The sequence below is a fragment of the Streptomyces sp. NPDC102451 genome (assembly GCF_044765485.1).
Lineage (GTDB): Bacteria > Actinomycetota > Actinomycetes > Streptomycetales > Streptomycetaceae > Streptomyces.
In genome coordinates this window covers 55,338-71,079 of record NZ_JBIWKD010000017.1, presented here as the reverse complement: position 1 = coordinate 71,079, position 15,742 = coordinate 55,338, and the positions used below count along the sequence as shown (strand labels likewise).

Below are 15,742 nucleotides of genomic sequence, written 5' to 3'. Positions count from 1 at the left end.
GCGGTGCGGCGCGTGGTTCACAGGCGGTCACGGTGTGCTCGGTCGCGGACCATCAGGGCGGCCCGCTTGTCGGGAAGGTCCACTTCCGCGCAGAAGCGGAAACCGGCGCTCAGGAAGGCGGACACGGACGGCGTGTTGCGCAGGTCCGGCTCCGCGACGACACGTCCGCAGAGCGGCCGGTTGTCGAGTACGAGGTCGGCGACCGCCCTGAGCAGTACGGTGCCGATGCCCCGCCCCCGGTTGCCCACACCGCCGATGAGGAGGTGGAGCCCCATGTCGTGGGGCCGCGCCGGGTAGTGGCGGGCGAGCGGGTCCAGATCCGCACGGTAGATCTCCCAGTAGCTCATGGGCGTACCGCCGAGCACTCCGAGGCAGGGGACGCTGCGGCCGTCCCCCGCGAGCTGCCGGCGGAGGTGTTCCGCGGTGATCTGCTCCGGTCCTGCGAGCTCCCAGAAGGCGGCGACCGCGGGATCGTTCATCCAGCGGCTGATCACCGCCAGGTCGCGATCGGGTTCCACCGCGACGAGTTGGAACACCCCGGCGGGCGTGGTGACCGGGTGCCACGCGCCGGGGTCGCCCACGAGGGCGGAGGCGTCGGCCTCCGAGGCGGTCACCGCGGGGCCGTCACCGAGCAGGGCGAGGAGCTCCTCGGTGAGCCGTAGCTCCAGGGTGTCCTCGGTGCCGGCGGCGCCGGACTGTACGGCACCGGTCCCGGTGTGGGCATCGGCTTGATGCACCGTGACGCTCTCCTCTCGTGGGTTCAGGCGATCATGCCTTGTCGCTGCGGAGCGGGTTGGCGATGGTGACGTACACGGACTGGGTGTCGACCGGTCCGACGAGTTCGTCGAGGCCGTGCATGCGGGTCAGCAGGTTGGCCTTGCAGCGGAGCTGGCCGGTCTCCAGGAGGTAGGCGGGCAGGGAGGAGCCCAGCCCGACGGCGCCTTCGAGGAAGCGGCGGAACGCGGCGAGGAGCAGCTGTTCGTCGGCGAGCCGCTGGGAGCCGAAGGCGCCGATCAGCCCGAACACGTTGTTGATGCCGAGGTAGTAGGCGAGCCGTTCGTCCGTGACGGCGTCGGAGACGAAGGTGTCACTCACGGCGCCGATGCCCGGGAGACGGCGTTCGAGCGCGTCCCGGTGGGACTCCCTGAAGTAGTAGCCCTGGTTGTCGCGGTACCTGCCGCCGACGGGCCAGCCGTCCGGGTCGAGGAGTACGAGCGTGTTCTGCTGGTGGGCCTCCAGGGCGACGCCCGCGTGGGCGTCGAGCCAGAGGACGGGGAGGACCACGCGGTCGAGGTAGCGCAGGAACCACTCGGCGCACACCGCCCCGATCGCCCTGCCGGTGCGGGCCGCCAGCGAGGAGACCGTGTCGGCGAGGCGCGAGTGCGTGCCGGGCCGGCCGGGCCACGGGCGGGGGGCGGTGAGTCCGGCGATGCACACCGCGTCGTCGGCCGGGCCGAACGGATTGTGGCGGAGCATCACGTCGAGGCCGGGGACGGGGCTGCCGTCGGGTTGGTCGACGGCCAGCCAGGCGGGGTCCCGGACGATGTCGAAGCCCGGGTGTGCCTCCTGCCACCGGTCGGCGAGGCCGGTGCGCAGCAGGCGGTGGACCTCGGCGCCGCGGTGGAGTTCCTTGCGGAGGTTCTCCCGGCGGGAGTTGGTGATGCGGACGCCCAGGGACAGCTTCAGCATGAGGTCGGAGCCGGGGCGGTGCACGGTGCGCACGGAGGAGGTGGGGTGCCAGTGCCTGCCGTACGGTCCGAGGTCGTGCAGGAGTCCCTTCTCGCACAGGGCGACGACCTCGGGACGGCGCAGGACCTCCGCGGCCTGCCAGGGGTGCAGCGGCAGGGCCGCGGTCCCTTCGGGGAGGCTCAGGCCCTCGGCGTGGGGTGCGAGGAGTGCCTCCGCGGCGACCGGCCTGCCGGCCTTCGTCCACGCCGAGTCCGTGGCCAGGACGGAACGGTCCACCGCCACCCAGTGGAGCGGGAAGGAGCCCCGCAACTCGGGTGAGTAGAGGAGCGTTTCGGACTCGGAGAGGCCTTCGCGGCTCTTGGGTGTGGGGTGCAGGGGGTGTCCGAGGACGAGGGACTGCTCGGCGGTGAGGAAGAGATCGGCCTCGGGCGGCGCGGTGGGGGTGCGCCGCCGGGCCCCGATGAAGGCCGCGGTGTGCCGTACGGAGTCGGCCACCCTGGCCACCAGGTCGACTGCGGAGTCGCGCTCGCTCTCGCGGCTCAGCAGCGAGGCGACGGTGACGGCGTCGGCGCCCGGGGCGCCGTCGGGGGCGTTCTCCAGGGCCGGCGTCCCGAAGCGGTGCCAGCCCGTCGCGGACCAGTGGGCGACCGGGACGAGCAGGGCGGTGCCGCTCGCCGGGAGCGGGATGCGCAGGGTGTCTCCCTGCGGGCGGGGCAGGTCGTTCTCCCTGGTCCAGCAGCGCAGCAGATTCTCCGTACCGGCGGAGTCCGCGGCGCGGAGCGGGTCCGGATGGTCCAGCGGGTCCTGCTCCGTGGGACCGGGGCGGTCCACCGGGGCGGCGTCCGCGGCACGCGGGGTTCCGTGCGGGCCGGCCTTCTGGCGCGGCACGGTCGTCGACTCGACGGCCAGGGGGCCCTCCGGCAGGTCATGTCCTCGCTGCTGGCTGGTGAGGGGGCCGTCGGCCTCGGGCGCAGGGGTGGGGTTCACGGCGGTCTTCCTTGTGAGGGGTCCGGGATCAGCGGGTCGGCCCGGCAGCGGCCCGGCGGTACGGAGAGCGCTCCGCCGCTCTCAGCGCGTCGGCGAGGCGGTCGACGACCGCCGTCGCCTGTTCGTCGGTGAGTGTGAGGGGAGGGAGCAGCCGGACCACGGCGTTGTGGCGTCCGCCGAGTTCGACGATGAGGCCGCGGTGCAGGCATTCCTGCTGCACCGCCGCGGCGAGGGCGGGATCGGGCGGCGGGGCGGAGCCGTTCTCGGTGGTGACGGTGAGCGGCTCGGCCTCGGGATCGACGAGCTCGATGCCGATCATCAGGCCGCGCCCGCGGACGTCACCGATGCTGGGGTGGTCCGCGCCGAGCGCCTGCAGCCTGGCGAGCATGCGTGCGCCCAGCGTCCCCGCACGTTCGGCGAGCCGGTTCTCCCGTACGTACGCGAGAGTCGCGGCGCCGGCCGCCATGGCGAGCTGGTTGCCCCGGAAGGTGCCCGCGTGGGCACCCGGCTGCCAGAGGTCGAGCTCGGCGCGGTAGACGATCACCGCGAGGGGCAGCGAGCCGCCGATGGCTTTCGAGAGCACCATCACGTCGGGCACGATACCGCTGTGCTCGACCGCCCAGAAAGTACCGGTCCTGCCGACGCCGGTCTGCACCTCGTCCGCGATCAGGGCGATGGACCGCTCCTGAGTGATCTCCCGCATCCGGCGCATCCAGCCGTCCGGGGCGGGATTCACCCCGCCCTCGCCCTGGACCGGCTCCAGGATCATGGCGGCCGGAGCGGGCACCCCGCCCTTGGGGTCGTCCAGGAGGTACTCCGTCCAGCGCGCGGCGATGTCCGCGCCCCGCTCCCCGCCGGCTCCGAAGGGGCAGCGGTAGTTGTGCGGGAAGGGGAGCCGCGTCACCCGGACGTCCGGGGCGCCGCCCGAAGCGGCCAGGGCACCGGCGGTCATCCCGTGGTACGCGCCGGTGAAGGCGAGGAGTTCGCTGCGGCCGCTCGCCGCCCGGACCAGCTTGAACGCCGCCTCGACGGCGTCCGTGCCCGCCGGGCCGCAGAACTGGATCCGGGCGTTGTCGGCCAACTCCCGGGGGAGGGTGGCGAACAGCTCGGTCGTGAACGCGTCCTTCACGGGCGTGGCGAGATCGAGTACGTGCAGCGGTGCGCCGGAGTCGATGACCTTCCTGATGGCTTCGAGCACCACCGGATGGTTGTGCCCGAGGGCCAGAGTTCCCGCGCCTGACAGACAGTCGAGATATCGCCTGCCGTCCGCGCCCTCGATGGTCATGCCCCGCGCGCGCACCGGCACGATCGGCAGGGACCGCGCATAGGTGCGGGCGGCCGATTCACGGAGCGCCTGGCGCCGCAGAATCCCCTCGTGCGCAGGGGGAAGTGCCACCGGAGCTGGTTCGGTCACGGCCACGGCTGTTCGGTCCTCCTGCTGTCACGGTTGCGTCGCGCATCGGTGCGTCCCCCTGGGGGCGGACTGCGCCGATGAACACTGTCCGGGTGTCCCCCGTACGTACCAACGACGCGGAAGGCGGAAGATCACGGGTAAATCGGAAGATCCTTGCGCAGCCGGAACCGTGGCCCTGCCGCGCACCGTCCCCATCGGCACCGGCATAGTAGGGGCCGCACTCGGGAAGGAGCCGCCGCTCCGAAGGTGTGCGTCATGGCCCGTGGACCGTGTCGCGCACCACCAAGTCCGCAGTGCGGTACCGAAGTCAGTGACGAAGTCCCAGGGGGATCACCAGATGCGACCCATGCGCCCGATCGATACCGCACACCGCGGGGGGAGCGTCCGCCGCGCCCCTCGGGTGTTCGCCGCAGCCGCCCTCGCCGCTGTTCTCACGCTCACCGCCACGGCCTGCGGGCCGGAGGAGGACGGCGCGATCAGCGAGCCCAGCAGTTCCACCGGCCAGTCCGCCGACGGGAAGGTCGCGATCCCGGACGATCTCAAGGACCGGCTCAAGGAGCACGGGATCGACCTCGACAAGTGGAGGGACGGCGAGTGGAAGAACTGGGACAAGGACACATGGCTGCGTGAGGCCAAGGACTACGTCAATCCCATCATCGAGGACCTCTGGGACCCGGACCGGATGCGGGAGGCCGAGAAGCCTCCGGAGAACCCGGTCGACAACGACATATCGGGCGACGAGGGCGTGACGGACCCGACCCCCGCACCGGTGGAGGCGGCGAACCTGCAGACGCCGTACAACGACAGCGCGCCGGAGTCGGGCAAGCTCCTGTTCGACGGTCCCGACGGTTCGATGGTCTGCTCGGCGACCGTGGTGCAGGACCCGGCCCACCCGGGCAAGTCCAACATGGTCTGGACCGCCGGACACTGTGTGCACGCGGGCAAGAGCGGCGGCTGGTACCGCAACATCGCGTTCGTCCCCTCGTACAACGACAGCGGCATGTCGACGGCCGAACTGCAGAACGCGTCCAAGGAGGAGGTCGCTCCGTACGGCGTGTGGTGGGGCCAGTGGGCGCAGACCTCCGAGCAGTGGATCGACCAGGGCGCCGCGACCGGCGGCCAGGGCGCCCCGTACGACTTCGCGGTGCTGCAGGTCGCCCCGGAGAAGGGATCGACGGGCAAGTCCCTGGAGGAGACCGTCGGTTCGGCGCTCCCGGTCGAGTTCGACGCCCCGGCCGTCCCCGAGATCGACAGCATGACGGCGACCGGCTACCCGGCGGCCCCGCCGTTCGACGGCCAGAAGGCGCTCCAGTGCACCGACAAGCCGGGCCGCCTCGCCGTCTTCGAGCAGCAGCCGACGATGTACCGCATCGGGTGCACGATGACCGGTGGTTCCTCCGGCGGCGGCTGGGTCGCGAAGGGCCGGGACGGTAAGCCGGCCCTGGTCTCCAACACCTCCATCGGCCCGGTGACGGCGGGCTGGCTGGCCGGCCCCCGTCTGGGCAAGGAGGCCAAGGGCATCTACGAGGCCGTCAGCAAGAAGTACGCGGGGCAGTAGGAGCACGCGCCGAGGGCCCCGGGTGCGGCGATCGCCGCACCCGGGGCCCTCGGGTGTCGTGGTGGCACACATGTCGTGGTGCCACGCGCGTCGCGTTGCCACGCGCAGGAGGCCGGGCTCCCCGTGAGGGGTGCCCGGCCTCCTGTACGTCTACGGCGTCAGTGGGCCACCGGCACGAAGACCGCGAGCTCCGCGGCGAGCTCCTCGTGGACCCGCGCCTTGAGCAGCGTGCCCTCCGGGGTGTGCTCCTCGGAGATCACCTCGCCCTCGGCGTGCACCCGGGAGACGAGCGCGCCCTGGATGTAGGGCACGAGCGCCTCGATCTCCACGGACGGCCGCGGCAGTTCGGCGTCGATGAGCGCGAGCAGCTCGTCGATACCGGCGCCGGTCCGCGCCGACACCGCGATCGCGTGCTTCTCGGTGCGCAGCAGGCGCTGCAGCACGAGCGGATCCGCCGCGTCCGCCTTGTTGATCACGACGACCTCGGGTACGTCGACGGCGCCGACCTCACGGATCACCTGGCGTACGGCGGCGAGCTGCTCCTCCGGCACCGGGTGGGAGCCGTCCACCACGTGGAGGATCAGGTCGGACTCGCCGACCTCCTCCATGGTGGAGCGGAACGCCTCGACCAGGTGGTGCGGCAGGTGCCGCACGAACCCGACGGTGTCGGCCAGGGTGTAGATCCGGCCGCTCGGCGTCTCGGCCCGGCGCACGGTCGGGTCGAGGGTCGCGAACAGGGAGTTCTCCACGAGGACACCCGCACCGGTGAGCCGGTTGAGCAGCGAGGACTTCCCGGCGTTGGTGTATCCGGCGATCGCCACCGAGGGCACCTTGTTGCGCTTGCGTTCCTGGCGCTTGATCTCCCGGCCGGTCTTCATCTCCGCGATCTCCCGGCGCATCTTCGCCATCTTCTCGCGGATCCGTCGCCGGTCGGTCTCGATCTTGGTCTCACCGGGACCACGGGTGGCCATGCCGCCACCGCCGCTGGAACCGCCGCCGCCCATCTGGCGGGAGAGCGACTGACCCCAGCCACGCAGGCGCGGGAGCATGTACTGCATCTGTGCCAGCGAGACCTGCGCCTTGCCCTCCCGGGACTTGGCGTGCTGGGCGAAGATGTCGAGGATCAGGGCGGTCCGGTCGACCACCTTGACCTTGACGACGTCCTCCAGGTGGATCAGCTGGCCGGGGCTGAGCTCTCCGTCACAGACGACGGTGTCGGCCCCGGACTCGAGAACGATGTCGCGCAGCTCCAGCGCCTTGCCCGAACCGATGTAGGTGGCCGGGTCGGGCTTGTCGCGCCGCTGGAACACGGCGTCGAGCACCTGGGCACCCGCCGTCTCGGCGAGGGCCGCGAGCTCCGCGAGGGAGATCTCCGCGTCGTGGACGGTCCCCGATGTCCAGACACCGACGAGAACCACGCGCTCCAGGCGCAGCTGCCGGTACTCGACCTCGGTGACGTCCTCGAGCTCGGTGGAGAGACCTGCCACGCGGCGCAGCGCAGCACGCTCGGAGCGGTCGAACTGCTCGCCGTCCCGCTCTCCGTCGATCTCGTGGCTCCAGGCGACGTCCTCTTCCATCAGGGCGTCGGCCCGAAGGCTCTCGGTGAGGCTCTCGGAGGTGGCTTCCGTGGCACTCTGCGCGTCCTGCGCGTCCTGGGGAAGGGAAGAAGAGGAGGTCATTGGATCCTTACGTCGATAGAAGTCCGATACGTCAGTCACAACGCGTGATCCCGCCGGAAGATTCCCGGGGAAGGGGGTCCACCGGCCGGCCGCCGTGCCGACGCGTCGATAGTGGCATGTCCCCGCCCGGATCGTCACTCGGGTTTCGGTGCCCGCGCAGGCCCCTGCGCGGGCACCGCGTTCCGGGGTGTCTCGGTGCGCCAGTCCGGGTGGCCCGGCATCGGCGGGGTCTTCTTCCCGTACAGCCACCCGTCGAAGAACGCCGTCAGGTCCCGGCCCGCGATCCTCGACGCCAGGTCCGTGAACTGCCGGGTGGTCGCGGAGCCGTTCCGGTGGACACGGACCCAGGTCCGCTCCAGGCGGTCGAAGGCGGCCTGTCCGATCTCCGCGCGCAGCGCGTACAGGACGAGCGCGCTCCCGTCGTACACGACCGGCCTGAACAGGCTGATCTTGTGGTCGGGGGTGGGCGGGTCCGGGTGGGCGGGCGGGCCGCCCGCGGCGCGCCAGGTGTCGGAGCGGGCGTACGCCTCGCGCATCCGCCGCTCCATCGGCTTCTGCGCGTGCTCCTCGGCGTAACGGGCCTCGTACCAGGTGGCGTGTCCCTCGTTGAGCCAGAGGTCGGACCAGGACCCCGGGGAGACGCTGTTGCCGAACCACTGGTGGGCGAGCTCGTGCACCATGACCGAGTCGACGTACCACTCGGGGTACCCGGTCCCGGTGAACAGGGAGCGTTCGAAGAGCGAGAGGGTCTGTGTCTCCAGTTCGAAGCCCGTCTCGGTGTCCGCGACCAGGAGTCCGTACGTCTCGAACGGGTATGGGCCGACCTGCTTCTCCATCCAGTCCAGCTGCGCCGGGGTCTTCTTCAGCCAGGGCTCCAGCTTCTCGCGGTCGGCCGCGGGCACCACGTCGCGTACGGGCAGTCCACGCGGTCCGGTGCGGTGGAGGACGGCGGAACGGCCGATGGACACCTGGGCCAGCTCCGTCGCCATGGGGTGCTCGGTGCGGTAGGTCCAGGTGGTCGTGCCCGCATGGTTCCGCTTCCCTGCGGGAAGGCCGCCCGCCACGACCGTGAGGTCCTTCGGCGCGGTCACCCGGAAGGTGAAGAACGCCTTGTCTGCAGGGTGGTCGTTGCCGGGGAAGACCCGGTGCGCGGCATCGGCCTGGTTCGCCATCGCGAGACCGTCTGCGGTCGGTACCCAGCCCCCGACGGCCGTGTCGCCCGAGGGGTCGCTCGTGTGCCGGACGGTGATGCGCACGGGCACCCCGGCCGGGAGCCGGAAGGGCGCGTCGACGATCAGGTCCTCGCCCGCGGTGGCGAAGCGCGACGTCAGACCGTCGACTTCGACCGAGCGGACGGCGCCACGCGCGAAGTCGAGGTTGATCCGCTCCAGCGGCGCGGTGGTGCGCGCGTCGATCGTGGTGACGGCGTCGAGGGGCTCGGTGTTACGGCCCTTGTAGGTGAGCGAGATGTCGTACGAGAGGACGTCGTAGCCCGGGTTGCCGAGGTGAGGGAAGAGACGGTCGCCGATGCCGAGCGGTCCGGGGGCGGGCAGCGTGGCGGCGACGAGGGTGACCGACGCGGTGGCCAGCAGTGCGGCACGCAGTCGGCGGGAGGTGAGCGGCATGGACTACGGCTACCAGCGCGTCCCGTCCACGCGGGGGTGGCGCGCGCCGCACCACCCGAACGGGTCGCCGGGGAGCGGCAGGGAGCGGCCCGGGAGGGGCGGCCGGTCAGCCCGTGGCGGCGGGCTGCTGGGCGCGGCTCACGTCGTACACGCCGGGTACGTCACGCATCGCCCGCATGAGGCTCGGCAGCCCCGCCGCGTCCGGCAGCTGCAGTGTGTAGGTGTGCCGGACGCGCTGTTCGCTGGGCGGCTCGACGGTCGCCGAGACGATGGCGGCGTCCGCGGTCGCGATGGCTTCGGTGAGGTCGGCGAGGAGCCGGGGGCGCCCGAAGGACTCGGCGACGAGGGTGACCCGGTAGTCGGGGGTGCCGCTCCGGTCTCCCGGGTCGTTCCAGCGTGCCCCGACGGCCTCGCGGCCGATCGCCCGCATCCGGGCCACCGCCGGGCACTCCTCGCGGTGCACCGTGACCGCCCCGCCGCGCACCGTGAAGCCGATGATGCCGTCCGGCGGGACGGGGGTGCAGCAGCCGGCGAGCCGGACGGGGGCGCCCGGCGTGTCCACCGCCACGATGGGCGGCCGCCCGGCCGTCCTGCCCCGGCTGCCCGACGCGTCGTCGACGGGCTGGGTCTGCGGTCTCGGTGCGTCCGGCCGGCTCTTGTGGGGCCCCTGTGTGCCGTCCGGATGGGTGTCGAGCCATGCCGTGATCGCGATCCGGGCGGCAGGGGTACGCACGTGGTCCAGCCACTCCGGGGAGGGCCCGGACGAGGCGTCCTGGGCGAGCAGCAGCTGTACGGTGTCGCCGTCGTTCAGCACGGTGCTCAGGGTGGCCAGCCGGCCGTTGACCCGGGCTCCGATGCAGCCGTGCGCCTCGTCGCCGTACTGCGCGTAGGCGGCGTCGACGCAGCTGGCGCCCGCGGGGAGGCCGAGCGTCCCGCCGTCGGTGCGGAAGACGGTGATCTCCCGGTCCTGCGCGAGGTCGGCGCGGAGCGTGGCCCAGAACTGGTCGGAGTCGGTGGCCGACTCCTGCCAGTCCAGGAGTCGGGAGAGCCAGCCGGGCCTGGTCGGGTCGGCGCGCTCACCGTCCGCGGGCTCGGCCTGGTGCACGGCGGTGGTGCCGTCCTGGGTGTACGGGTTGCCGAGTGCGACGACACCCGCTTCGGCGACCTTGTGCATCCGGTGCGTACGGATCAGCACTTCGGCGACGGCGCCCTCGGGCCCGACGACCGCCGTGTGCAGCGACTGGTAGAGGTTGAACTTGGGGGCCGCGATGAAGTCCTTGAACTCGGAGATGACCGGGGTGAAACAGGTGTGCAGCTCCCCCAGGACCCCGTAACAGTCGGCGTCCTCCCCGACCAGCACCAGCAGCCGTCCGAAGTCGGTGCCGCGCATCTCTCCGCGTTTGATCCGCACCCGGTGCACCGAGACGAAGTGGCGCGGTCTGATGAGCACCTCGGCGCTGATGCCGGCTTCCCGCAGGGTCGATCTGACGCTGTCCGCGATGTCGGTGAGCGGGTCCTGCGCGCCGCTCCAGGACGAGATCAGGGCCTCGGTGCGCGCGTACTCGTCGGGGTGCAGAATCGCGAAGACGAGATCCTCGAGCTCCGTCTTGAGGGCCTGCACGCCGAGGCGTTCGGCGAGCGGGATGAGCACGTCCCGGGTGACCTTGGCGATCCTGGCCTGCTTCTCGGGACGCATGACGCCGAGTGTCCGCATGTTGTGCAGCCGGTCGGCCAGTTTGATCGACATGACCCGCACGTCGTTCCCGGTGGCGACGAGCATCTTGCGGAAGGTCTCGGGCTCGGCGGCGGCCCCGTAGTCGACCTTCTCCAGCTTGGTGACTCCGTCGACGAGGTAACAGACCTCGTCGCCGAACTCCTCCCGCACCTGATCGAGGGTCACCTCGGTGTCCTCGACCGTGTCGTGGAGGAGCGAGGCCGTCAGGGTCGTCGTCTCCGCGCCTAGTTCGGCGAGGATCAGGGTCACCGCCAGGGGATGGGTGATGTACGGCTCGCCGCTCTTGCGCATCTGGCCGCGGTGGGAGGTCTCGGCGAGGACGTACGCCTTGTGCAGAATGGCGAGGTCGGCGTCCGGGTAGTGCGCCCGATGGGCCTCGGCGACATGCCCGATGGCGTCGGGCAGCCGGTCACGGGAGACCGGCCCGAGCAGGGCGACACGGCCCAGCCTGCGCAGGTCGATCCGTGGACGACCGCGCTTGCGAAGGGGAGCACCTGGATTGGTGGCCTCTGCGCTCATGGGGCACCTCCGGCAACGTCGACCGGCGGTGAGTGCGGATACACCCCCGAGCCGGTGCTTGATGCTATCGACCCCACCACGTGGCACAGTCCAGCTCTCGCCCAGCGTGAAACGGATCACCCATTCGAGCGAAGCTCTAACCGATCATCGTTTCGAGCCAGTCGGGGTCGATCACGCCTTCCGCGACGATCTCGGCGGGCCCGGTCATGTCGATCCCACCGTCGGGGTGTTCGGTGATCACCAGGGTGCCGCCGGGCAGGTCCACCGTGTACGACACCGGGGAGCCGGTCCGGGCCGGGTCCACACCGTCCCTGCGGGCGGCGGCGACGGCGACCGCGCAGGCGCCGGTGCCGCAGGACCTGGTCTCGCCGGAACCGCGCTCGTGGACGCGCATCGCGACGTGGCGGGGCCCGCGGTCCGCGACGAATTCGATGTTGACCCCGTCGGGATAGACGGACTGCGGGCCGAACGGCGGTACGGAGCGGAGCTCTCCGGCGTGGGCCAGGTCCTCGACGAACGCGACGGCGTGCGGATTGCCCATGTTCACGTTGCGGGCCTCCCAGCTGCGGCCGTCCACGGTGACGGTGACGCCGTCCTCGGGCAGCAGGGCGCGCCCCATGGAGACCGTGATGGCGCCGTCCTTGGCGATGTGCACCAGCTTGACACCGCCCCGGGTGGCGACGGCCAGATCGCCTTCGGCGACGAATCCGGCGCGCTGCAGGTAGCGGGCGAAGACACGCACCCCGTTGCCGCACATCTCGGCGACCGAGCCGTCCGCGTTGCGGTAGTCCATGAACCATTCGGCCTGCTCGGCCATCGCCCGCGCCTCGGGGTGCGCGGCGGACCGCACGACGTGCAGCAGCCCGTCGCCGCCGATGCCCGCCCGGCGGTCGCAGAGCCGGGCGACGACGGGGACCGGCAGGTCGAGGGCGTTGTCCGGGTCGGGAACGATCACGAAGTCGTTCTCGGTGCCATGACCCTTGAGGAAGGTGATCCGCGAAGTGCTCACGAGGCAACTGTACGAGGCTCCGCCGACAGCCGGCGGGGCCGGGCCATGTCCTGGGCCCGGGGCGCCGGTCAGCGGAGGCGGGCCACGCGCCAGACGGCCAGGGCCACCAGGACGACGCAGACGGCCACGTACAGCGTGGCCACGCGCCAGTCGGGGCGTTCGCTGGACCCCCTGGCCGGGAGGCCGGGCCAGGTGTGGCCGACACGACGCGCGGCCATCATGCCCCAGCCCGCGGCGCAGCAGCTGATCAGCAGTCCCAGCATCGCCACGACGGCGCCGCCGCCGCCGAACTCGAAGGCGAGCGGGAAGGCGAACATCAGGGAGCCGACCGCCGCCAGCACCACGATGGGTGCGAGCTGCCAGATCCGCAGCCGCCGGGCGGGGCGGAGCTCGACCTCGACCTCGGGGGCCACATCGAGCTCGTCCGGCCCGTCAGGGCTCAGGCGTCCTGCCAGGTGCTGCGTGTCCGGTGCGTCTCTGTCTGTGTCGCGAGGGCCGGCCTCCATCGCCACGCGCCCTCCCAACTCGGACTCCACTGGTCGATCGATGCTCGATGATGGCACGGCCCCGGCCGCCGAAATGACGGGCGGAGCTTCCCGATGCCATCACGTGATCAGGCTGTTATAGCCCCCCTTGAAGGTCTATGCAGGTCAGGCACCTGCTGCTCGTCGGCGAGTCAGCAAGAGGTCAGCAATAGCCGCAGGTCAGCGGCGGATTGACCGCTCGCGACCAGCCAGAAAAGGAACCGTGCCGAACAAGCTTGCGCGGGGTAGGGGGAGCTTCTTCAAGCCCTGCGAATGCCGCCGGCCATCGGGCTGCGCGCACCTCTGCACGATCCGCTTCCGCAACACCCGGGGCGAGCAGTCCGAGGAGTCCGGCTTCCCCACCCAGGACGCCGCCATCGAACGCCTGACCGGGCTCTGCACGGCCCGCAGGACCACACCGTGGACCATCACCGAACAGCGGTAAACCCTCGGCGAGATGGCCTTCGAGGAGTACGCGAAGGCATGGTTCGCGCGTGAGCGCGGCCCCACCGGCAGCACGTGAGCGGCGACCGGGCGACGTCTCCGGCTCCGGGGCGCACTCGCACCTTACGGAGCCCTGACATCGCGGCCGAGGGCTGATCCCGGGGGACCGGGTGAGGTCACAGCAATCGGTCGACCAGCCCGTCGACGTAGTCCGGGGTGGGCGGTCCGACGCCGAGCAGGACGCGTACGTACATCGGGGCCATGACGTGGTCCAGCACGTCGAGTGCGTCGGGTGCGCGCTCGCCGCGTTCGGTGGCGCGGTCGAGCATGGACTGCAGTTGCCGGGTGCGCTCGGCGAGGAGGTCGTCACGCGCCTTCAGGCCCTGGGGGCCGCTCCTGGACAGGGCGACGGCCAGGGTCACCACCGCCAGGCCGTCGGGGCCGGTGATCTCGCGGGCCACTTGGGCTGCGTACGTACGCAGGTCGCCGGCCAGGCTCCCCGTGTCGGGCATCGGTGACTGCGTGTTGAGGCGGGTGAGGGCCACGTCGGTGAGCAGGGTTTCCAGGCCGCCCCACCTGCGGTAGATGCTGCTGTCGGCCACACCCGCGCGGGCTGCGACCTCGCCGACCGTGAAGTTGCCGTAGCCGCGCTCACTGATCAGTTCGGTGACGGCCCGGTGCACCTCCGCGCCGACGCGGGCGCTGCGCCCACCGGGCCGTCGGGCTCGCTGTCGTTCGTCCATGCCCTCACCTTAACGCAGTTGGCACTTGCGTTTACGAGGCGACCCTCCGTACAGTTTCCTAACGCAGCCAATGGCTGCGTTAGTGCGCTCGGAGGTCGACCGTGTCGGCCGTGGAGAGGCGCAACCGACGATGGAGAGGAATTCCCTTGGTTGCATCGCCTGCTTCCGTAGGCAGTCGGCAGAGCCGGGCCGTGCTGCTCGCGGTGACCTGTTCGGGTCAGTTCATGGTTCTGCTCGACAACACGATCGTGGGAGCGGCGCTGCCCGATATGCAGCACCGGCTGCATACGCAACTGACCGGTCTTCAGTGGATCGTTGACGCGTATGTGCTGCTGGTCGCCATGCTGCTGCTGTCCGGTGGTGTCTTCGCCGACCGGTTCGGCCGTAAGCGGGTGTACCTGACCGGCGTGGCGGTGTTCACCGTCGCGTCGGTGCTGTGCAGCCTCGCGCCCTCGGTCGGCTGGCTGGTCGCCGGCAGGGTGCTGCAGGGCATCGGGGCCGCGGCGCTGAGCCCTGCCTCGCTGGCCCTGCTCGTCGCCGCGTGTCCCGTACCGCAGGAACGGATCAGGGCGATCGGGCTGTGGGCCGGGTTCAGTGGACTCGGCCTGGCCGTGGGCCCCGTGGCCGGCGGCGTGCTGACGGATGTGTTCGGCTGGCCCGCCATCTTCTTGGTCAATCTGCCCATCGGTGCGGTCCTGCTGGCGGTCGGCCTGCGGAGCCTTGAAGAGACCCGCAATCCGAGCGCCCCGGCGATCGATGTCCCGGGGACGGTGCTGTCCGTTCTGGGGGTGGGGGCGCTGACCTACGGGCTGATCGAGGGCGGTGCCCGCGGCTGGACGTCGCCGGTGATCCTGGGCGGCTTCGCGGCGGGGGTGATCCTCCTCGCCCTCTTCGTCGCCGTCGAAGCGCGACGTTCCGCTCCGATGCTGCCGCTGCGGCTGTTCCAGCAGCGCCTGTTCACCGTGTCCAACACCGCCATGGTCGTGGTGGGGTTCGCGCTCATGGGTTCGTCGTTCTTCTTCTCCCAGTTCTTCGTGTACGTCCAGGGCAGCTCGATCCTGCGCGCCGGCCTGCAGACCCTGCCGATGTCGCTCGGCATGGTGATCGTCAGCCCGTACGCGGGCAGGCTCGCCGCCCGGCACGGCTTCCGCGTCGTGGTCACCACCGGCCTGGCCCTGGCCGGTCTGGGACTGCTTGCGCTCGGTACGGTGCACGCCGACACCGGCTACGCGAACGTGTGGTGGCGGCTCGGAGTCGTCGGCATCGGCTTCGCCCTGACCCTGTCCCCGCTCACTGGAGCCGCCATCCAGGCAGTCAGCCCACAGGAAGGCGGCCTCGCATCAGGCATCAGCAGCACCACCCGGCAGATCGGCGCGGTACTCGGCGTGGCGGTACTCGGAGCCGTCGTCCGCACCCGGCAGACCGGCGGCGCCTCCTTCGAGACCGGCCTCAACGACGCCTTCCTCGCTGCCGGCACCGTCACTCTGGCCACCGCCGTGTTCACCGGCCTGTGGCTGGCGAGGTCCAAGTCCACGGAAGGCTCCGCGGCGGCGCAACGTTCCACCGATCCAGATGCGGTCACCACCTCGAACGAGGCATCCGCGAACAGCCGTTGACAACAACAGCCGCCTCGGACGGCCACCGCACCGCGCCGGGAGCACCCACAGCCCAGCCGACGCGTGGCCGGCCCGGCTCTCCCCGCTCCCCTACGGCCACGTAACCCTCGGCCGTTGCTCCGAACCGATCTGTGCCGGCTCGGGAGCGTACTTCGACTCGGCCCTCCGCCGGCCGTCTCCGGGCGGCTGCGGAGCAATGA

General features: G+C 71.4%; 12 protein-coding genes. 3 read left to right on the top strand and 9 right to left on the bottom strand.

The annotated features are described in order from the left end of the window. Positions 1-17 precede the first annotated feature (17 nt). The 3 genes from ACIRD8_RS29760 to ACIRD8_RS29750 are packed head-to-tail and all read right to left on the bottom strand — an operon-like array spanning position 18 to position 4,096. On the bottom strand, positions 18-737 hold the full coding sequence (locus ACIRD8_RS29760) for a GNAT family N-acetyltransferase (protein ID WP_403998200.1): 720 nt from the start codon (positions 735-737) through the stop codon (positions 18-20). Between the two features lie 31 nt (positions 738-768). Continuing rightward, a complete protein-coding gene (locus tag ACIRD8_RS29755; RefSeq protein ID WP_403998197.1) occupies positions 769-2,676 on the bottom strand; it encodes an IucA/IucC family protein in 1,908 nt (635 codons plus the stop codon). A gap of 28 nt (positions 2,677-2,704) precedes the next feature. Further along, positions 2,705-4,096, bottom strand: coding sequence for a diaminobutyrate--2-oxoglutarate transaminase family protein (locus tag ACIRD8_RS29750; protein WP_403998194.1), 1,392 nt, complete (start codon positions 4,094-4,096; stop codon positions 2,705-2,707). A 340-nt stretch (positions 4,097-4,436) separates the two neighbouring features. Between ACIRD8_RS29750 and ACIRD8_RS29745 the strand changes: the two genes are divergently transcribed. Then, positions 4,437-5,648 (top strand): trypsin-like serine peptidase, encoded by a 1,212-nt coding sequence (locus tag ACIRD8_RS29745; RefSeq protein ID WP_403998191.1) that lies wholly within the window; start codon positions 4,437-4,439, stop codon positions 5,646-5,648. A gap of 158 nt (positions 5,649-5,806) precedes the next feature. Here ACIRD8_RS29745 and hflX read toward each other — a convergent pair whose 3' ends face one another. The 5 genes from hflX to ACIRD8_RS29720 form a co-directional block, all read right to left on the bottom strand. Then, on the bottom strand, positions 5,807-7,327 hold the full coding sequence (gene hflX, locus ACIRD8_RS29740) for a GTPase HflX (RefSeq protein WP_403998188.1): 1,521 nt from the start codon (positions 7,325-7,327) through the stop codon (positions 5,807-5,809). A gap of 134 nt (positions 7,328-7,461) precedes the next feature. After that, the gene (locus ACIRD8_RS29735) at positions 7,462-8,952 is read right to left on the bottom strand and encodes a M1 family metallopeptidase (RefSeq protein ID WP_403998185.1); all 1,491 of its coding nucleotides are present in this window, start codon (positions 8,950-8,952) and stop codon (positions 7,462-7,464) included. A gap of 106 nt (positions 8,953-9,058) precedes the next feature. Beyond that, positions 9,059-11,206 (bottom strand): RelA/SpoT family protein, encoded by a 2,148-nt coding sequence (locus ACIRD8_RS29730; protein ID WP_403998182.1) that lies wholly within the window; start codon positions 11,204-11,206, stop codon positions 9,059-9,061. A 136-nt stretch (positions 11,207-11,342) separates the two neighbouring features. After that, a complete protein-coding gene (gene dapF, locus ACIRD8_RS29725; RefSeq protein ID WP_403998179.1) occupies positions 11,343-12,215 on the bottom strand; it encodes a diaminopimelate epimerase in 873 nt (290 codons plus the stop codon). Positions 12,216-12,283: 68 nt separating this feature from the next. Continuing rightward, positions 12,284-12,721 carry a hypothetical protein gene (locus ACIRD8_RS29720; RefSeq protein ID WP_403998421.1) on the bottom strand — a complete coding sequence of 146 codons (438 nt, stop codon included), beginning with the start codon at positions 12,719-12,721 and terminating at the stop codon, positions 12,284-12,286. Positions 12,722-12,962: 241 nt separating this feature from the next. On the opposite strand from ACIRD8_RS29720, the gene ACIRD8_RS29715 reads away from it, so the two are divergent. Beyond that, positions 12,963-13,184, top strand: coding sequence for a hypothetical protein (locus ACIRD8_RS29715; RefSeq protein ID WP_403998176.1), 222 nt, complete (start codon positions 12,963-12,965; stop codon positions 13,182-13,184). A 175-nt stretch (positions 13,185-13,359) separates the two neighbouring features. Here the strand turns inward: ACIRD8_RS29715 and ACIRD8_RS29710 are convergent, their stop codons facing one another. Further along, on the bottom strand, positions 13,360-13,926 hold the full coding sequence (locus tag ACIRD8_RS29710) for a TetR/AcrR family transcriptional regulator (RefSeq protein WP_403998173.1): 567 nt from the start codon (positions 13,924-13,926) through the stop codon (positions 13,360-13,362). A gap of 224 nt (positions 13,927-14,150) precedes the next feature. Here ACIRD8_RS29710 and ACIRD8_RS29705 point away from each other — a divergent pair, with 224 nt between their 5' ends. Beyond that, positions 14,151-15,542, top strand: coding sequence for an MFS transporter (locus ACIRD8_RS29705; protein WP_403998170.1), 1,392 nt, complete (start codon positions 14,151-14,153; stop codon positions 15,540-15,542). Positions 15,543-15,742: the final 200 nt, after the last annotated feature.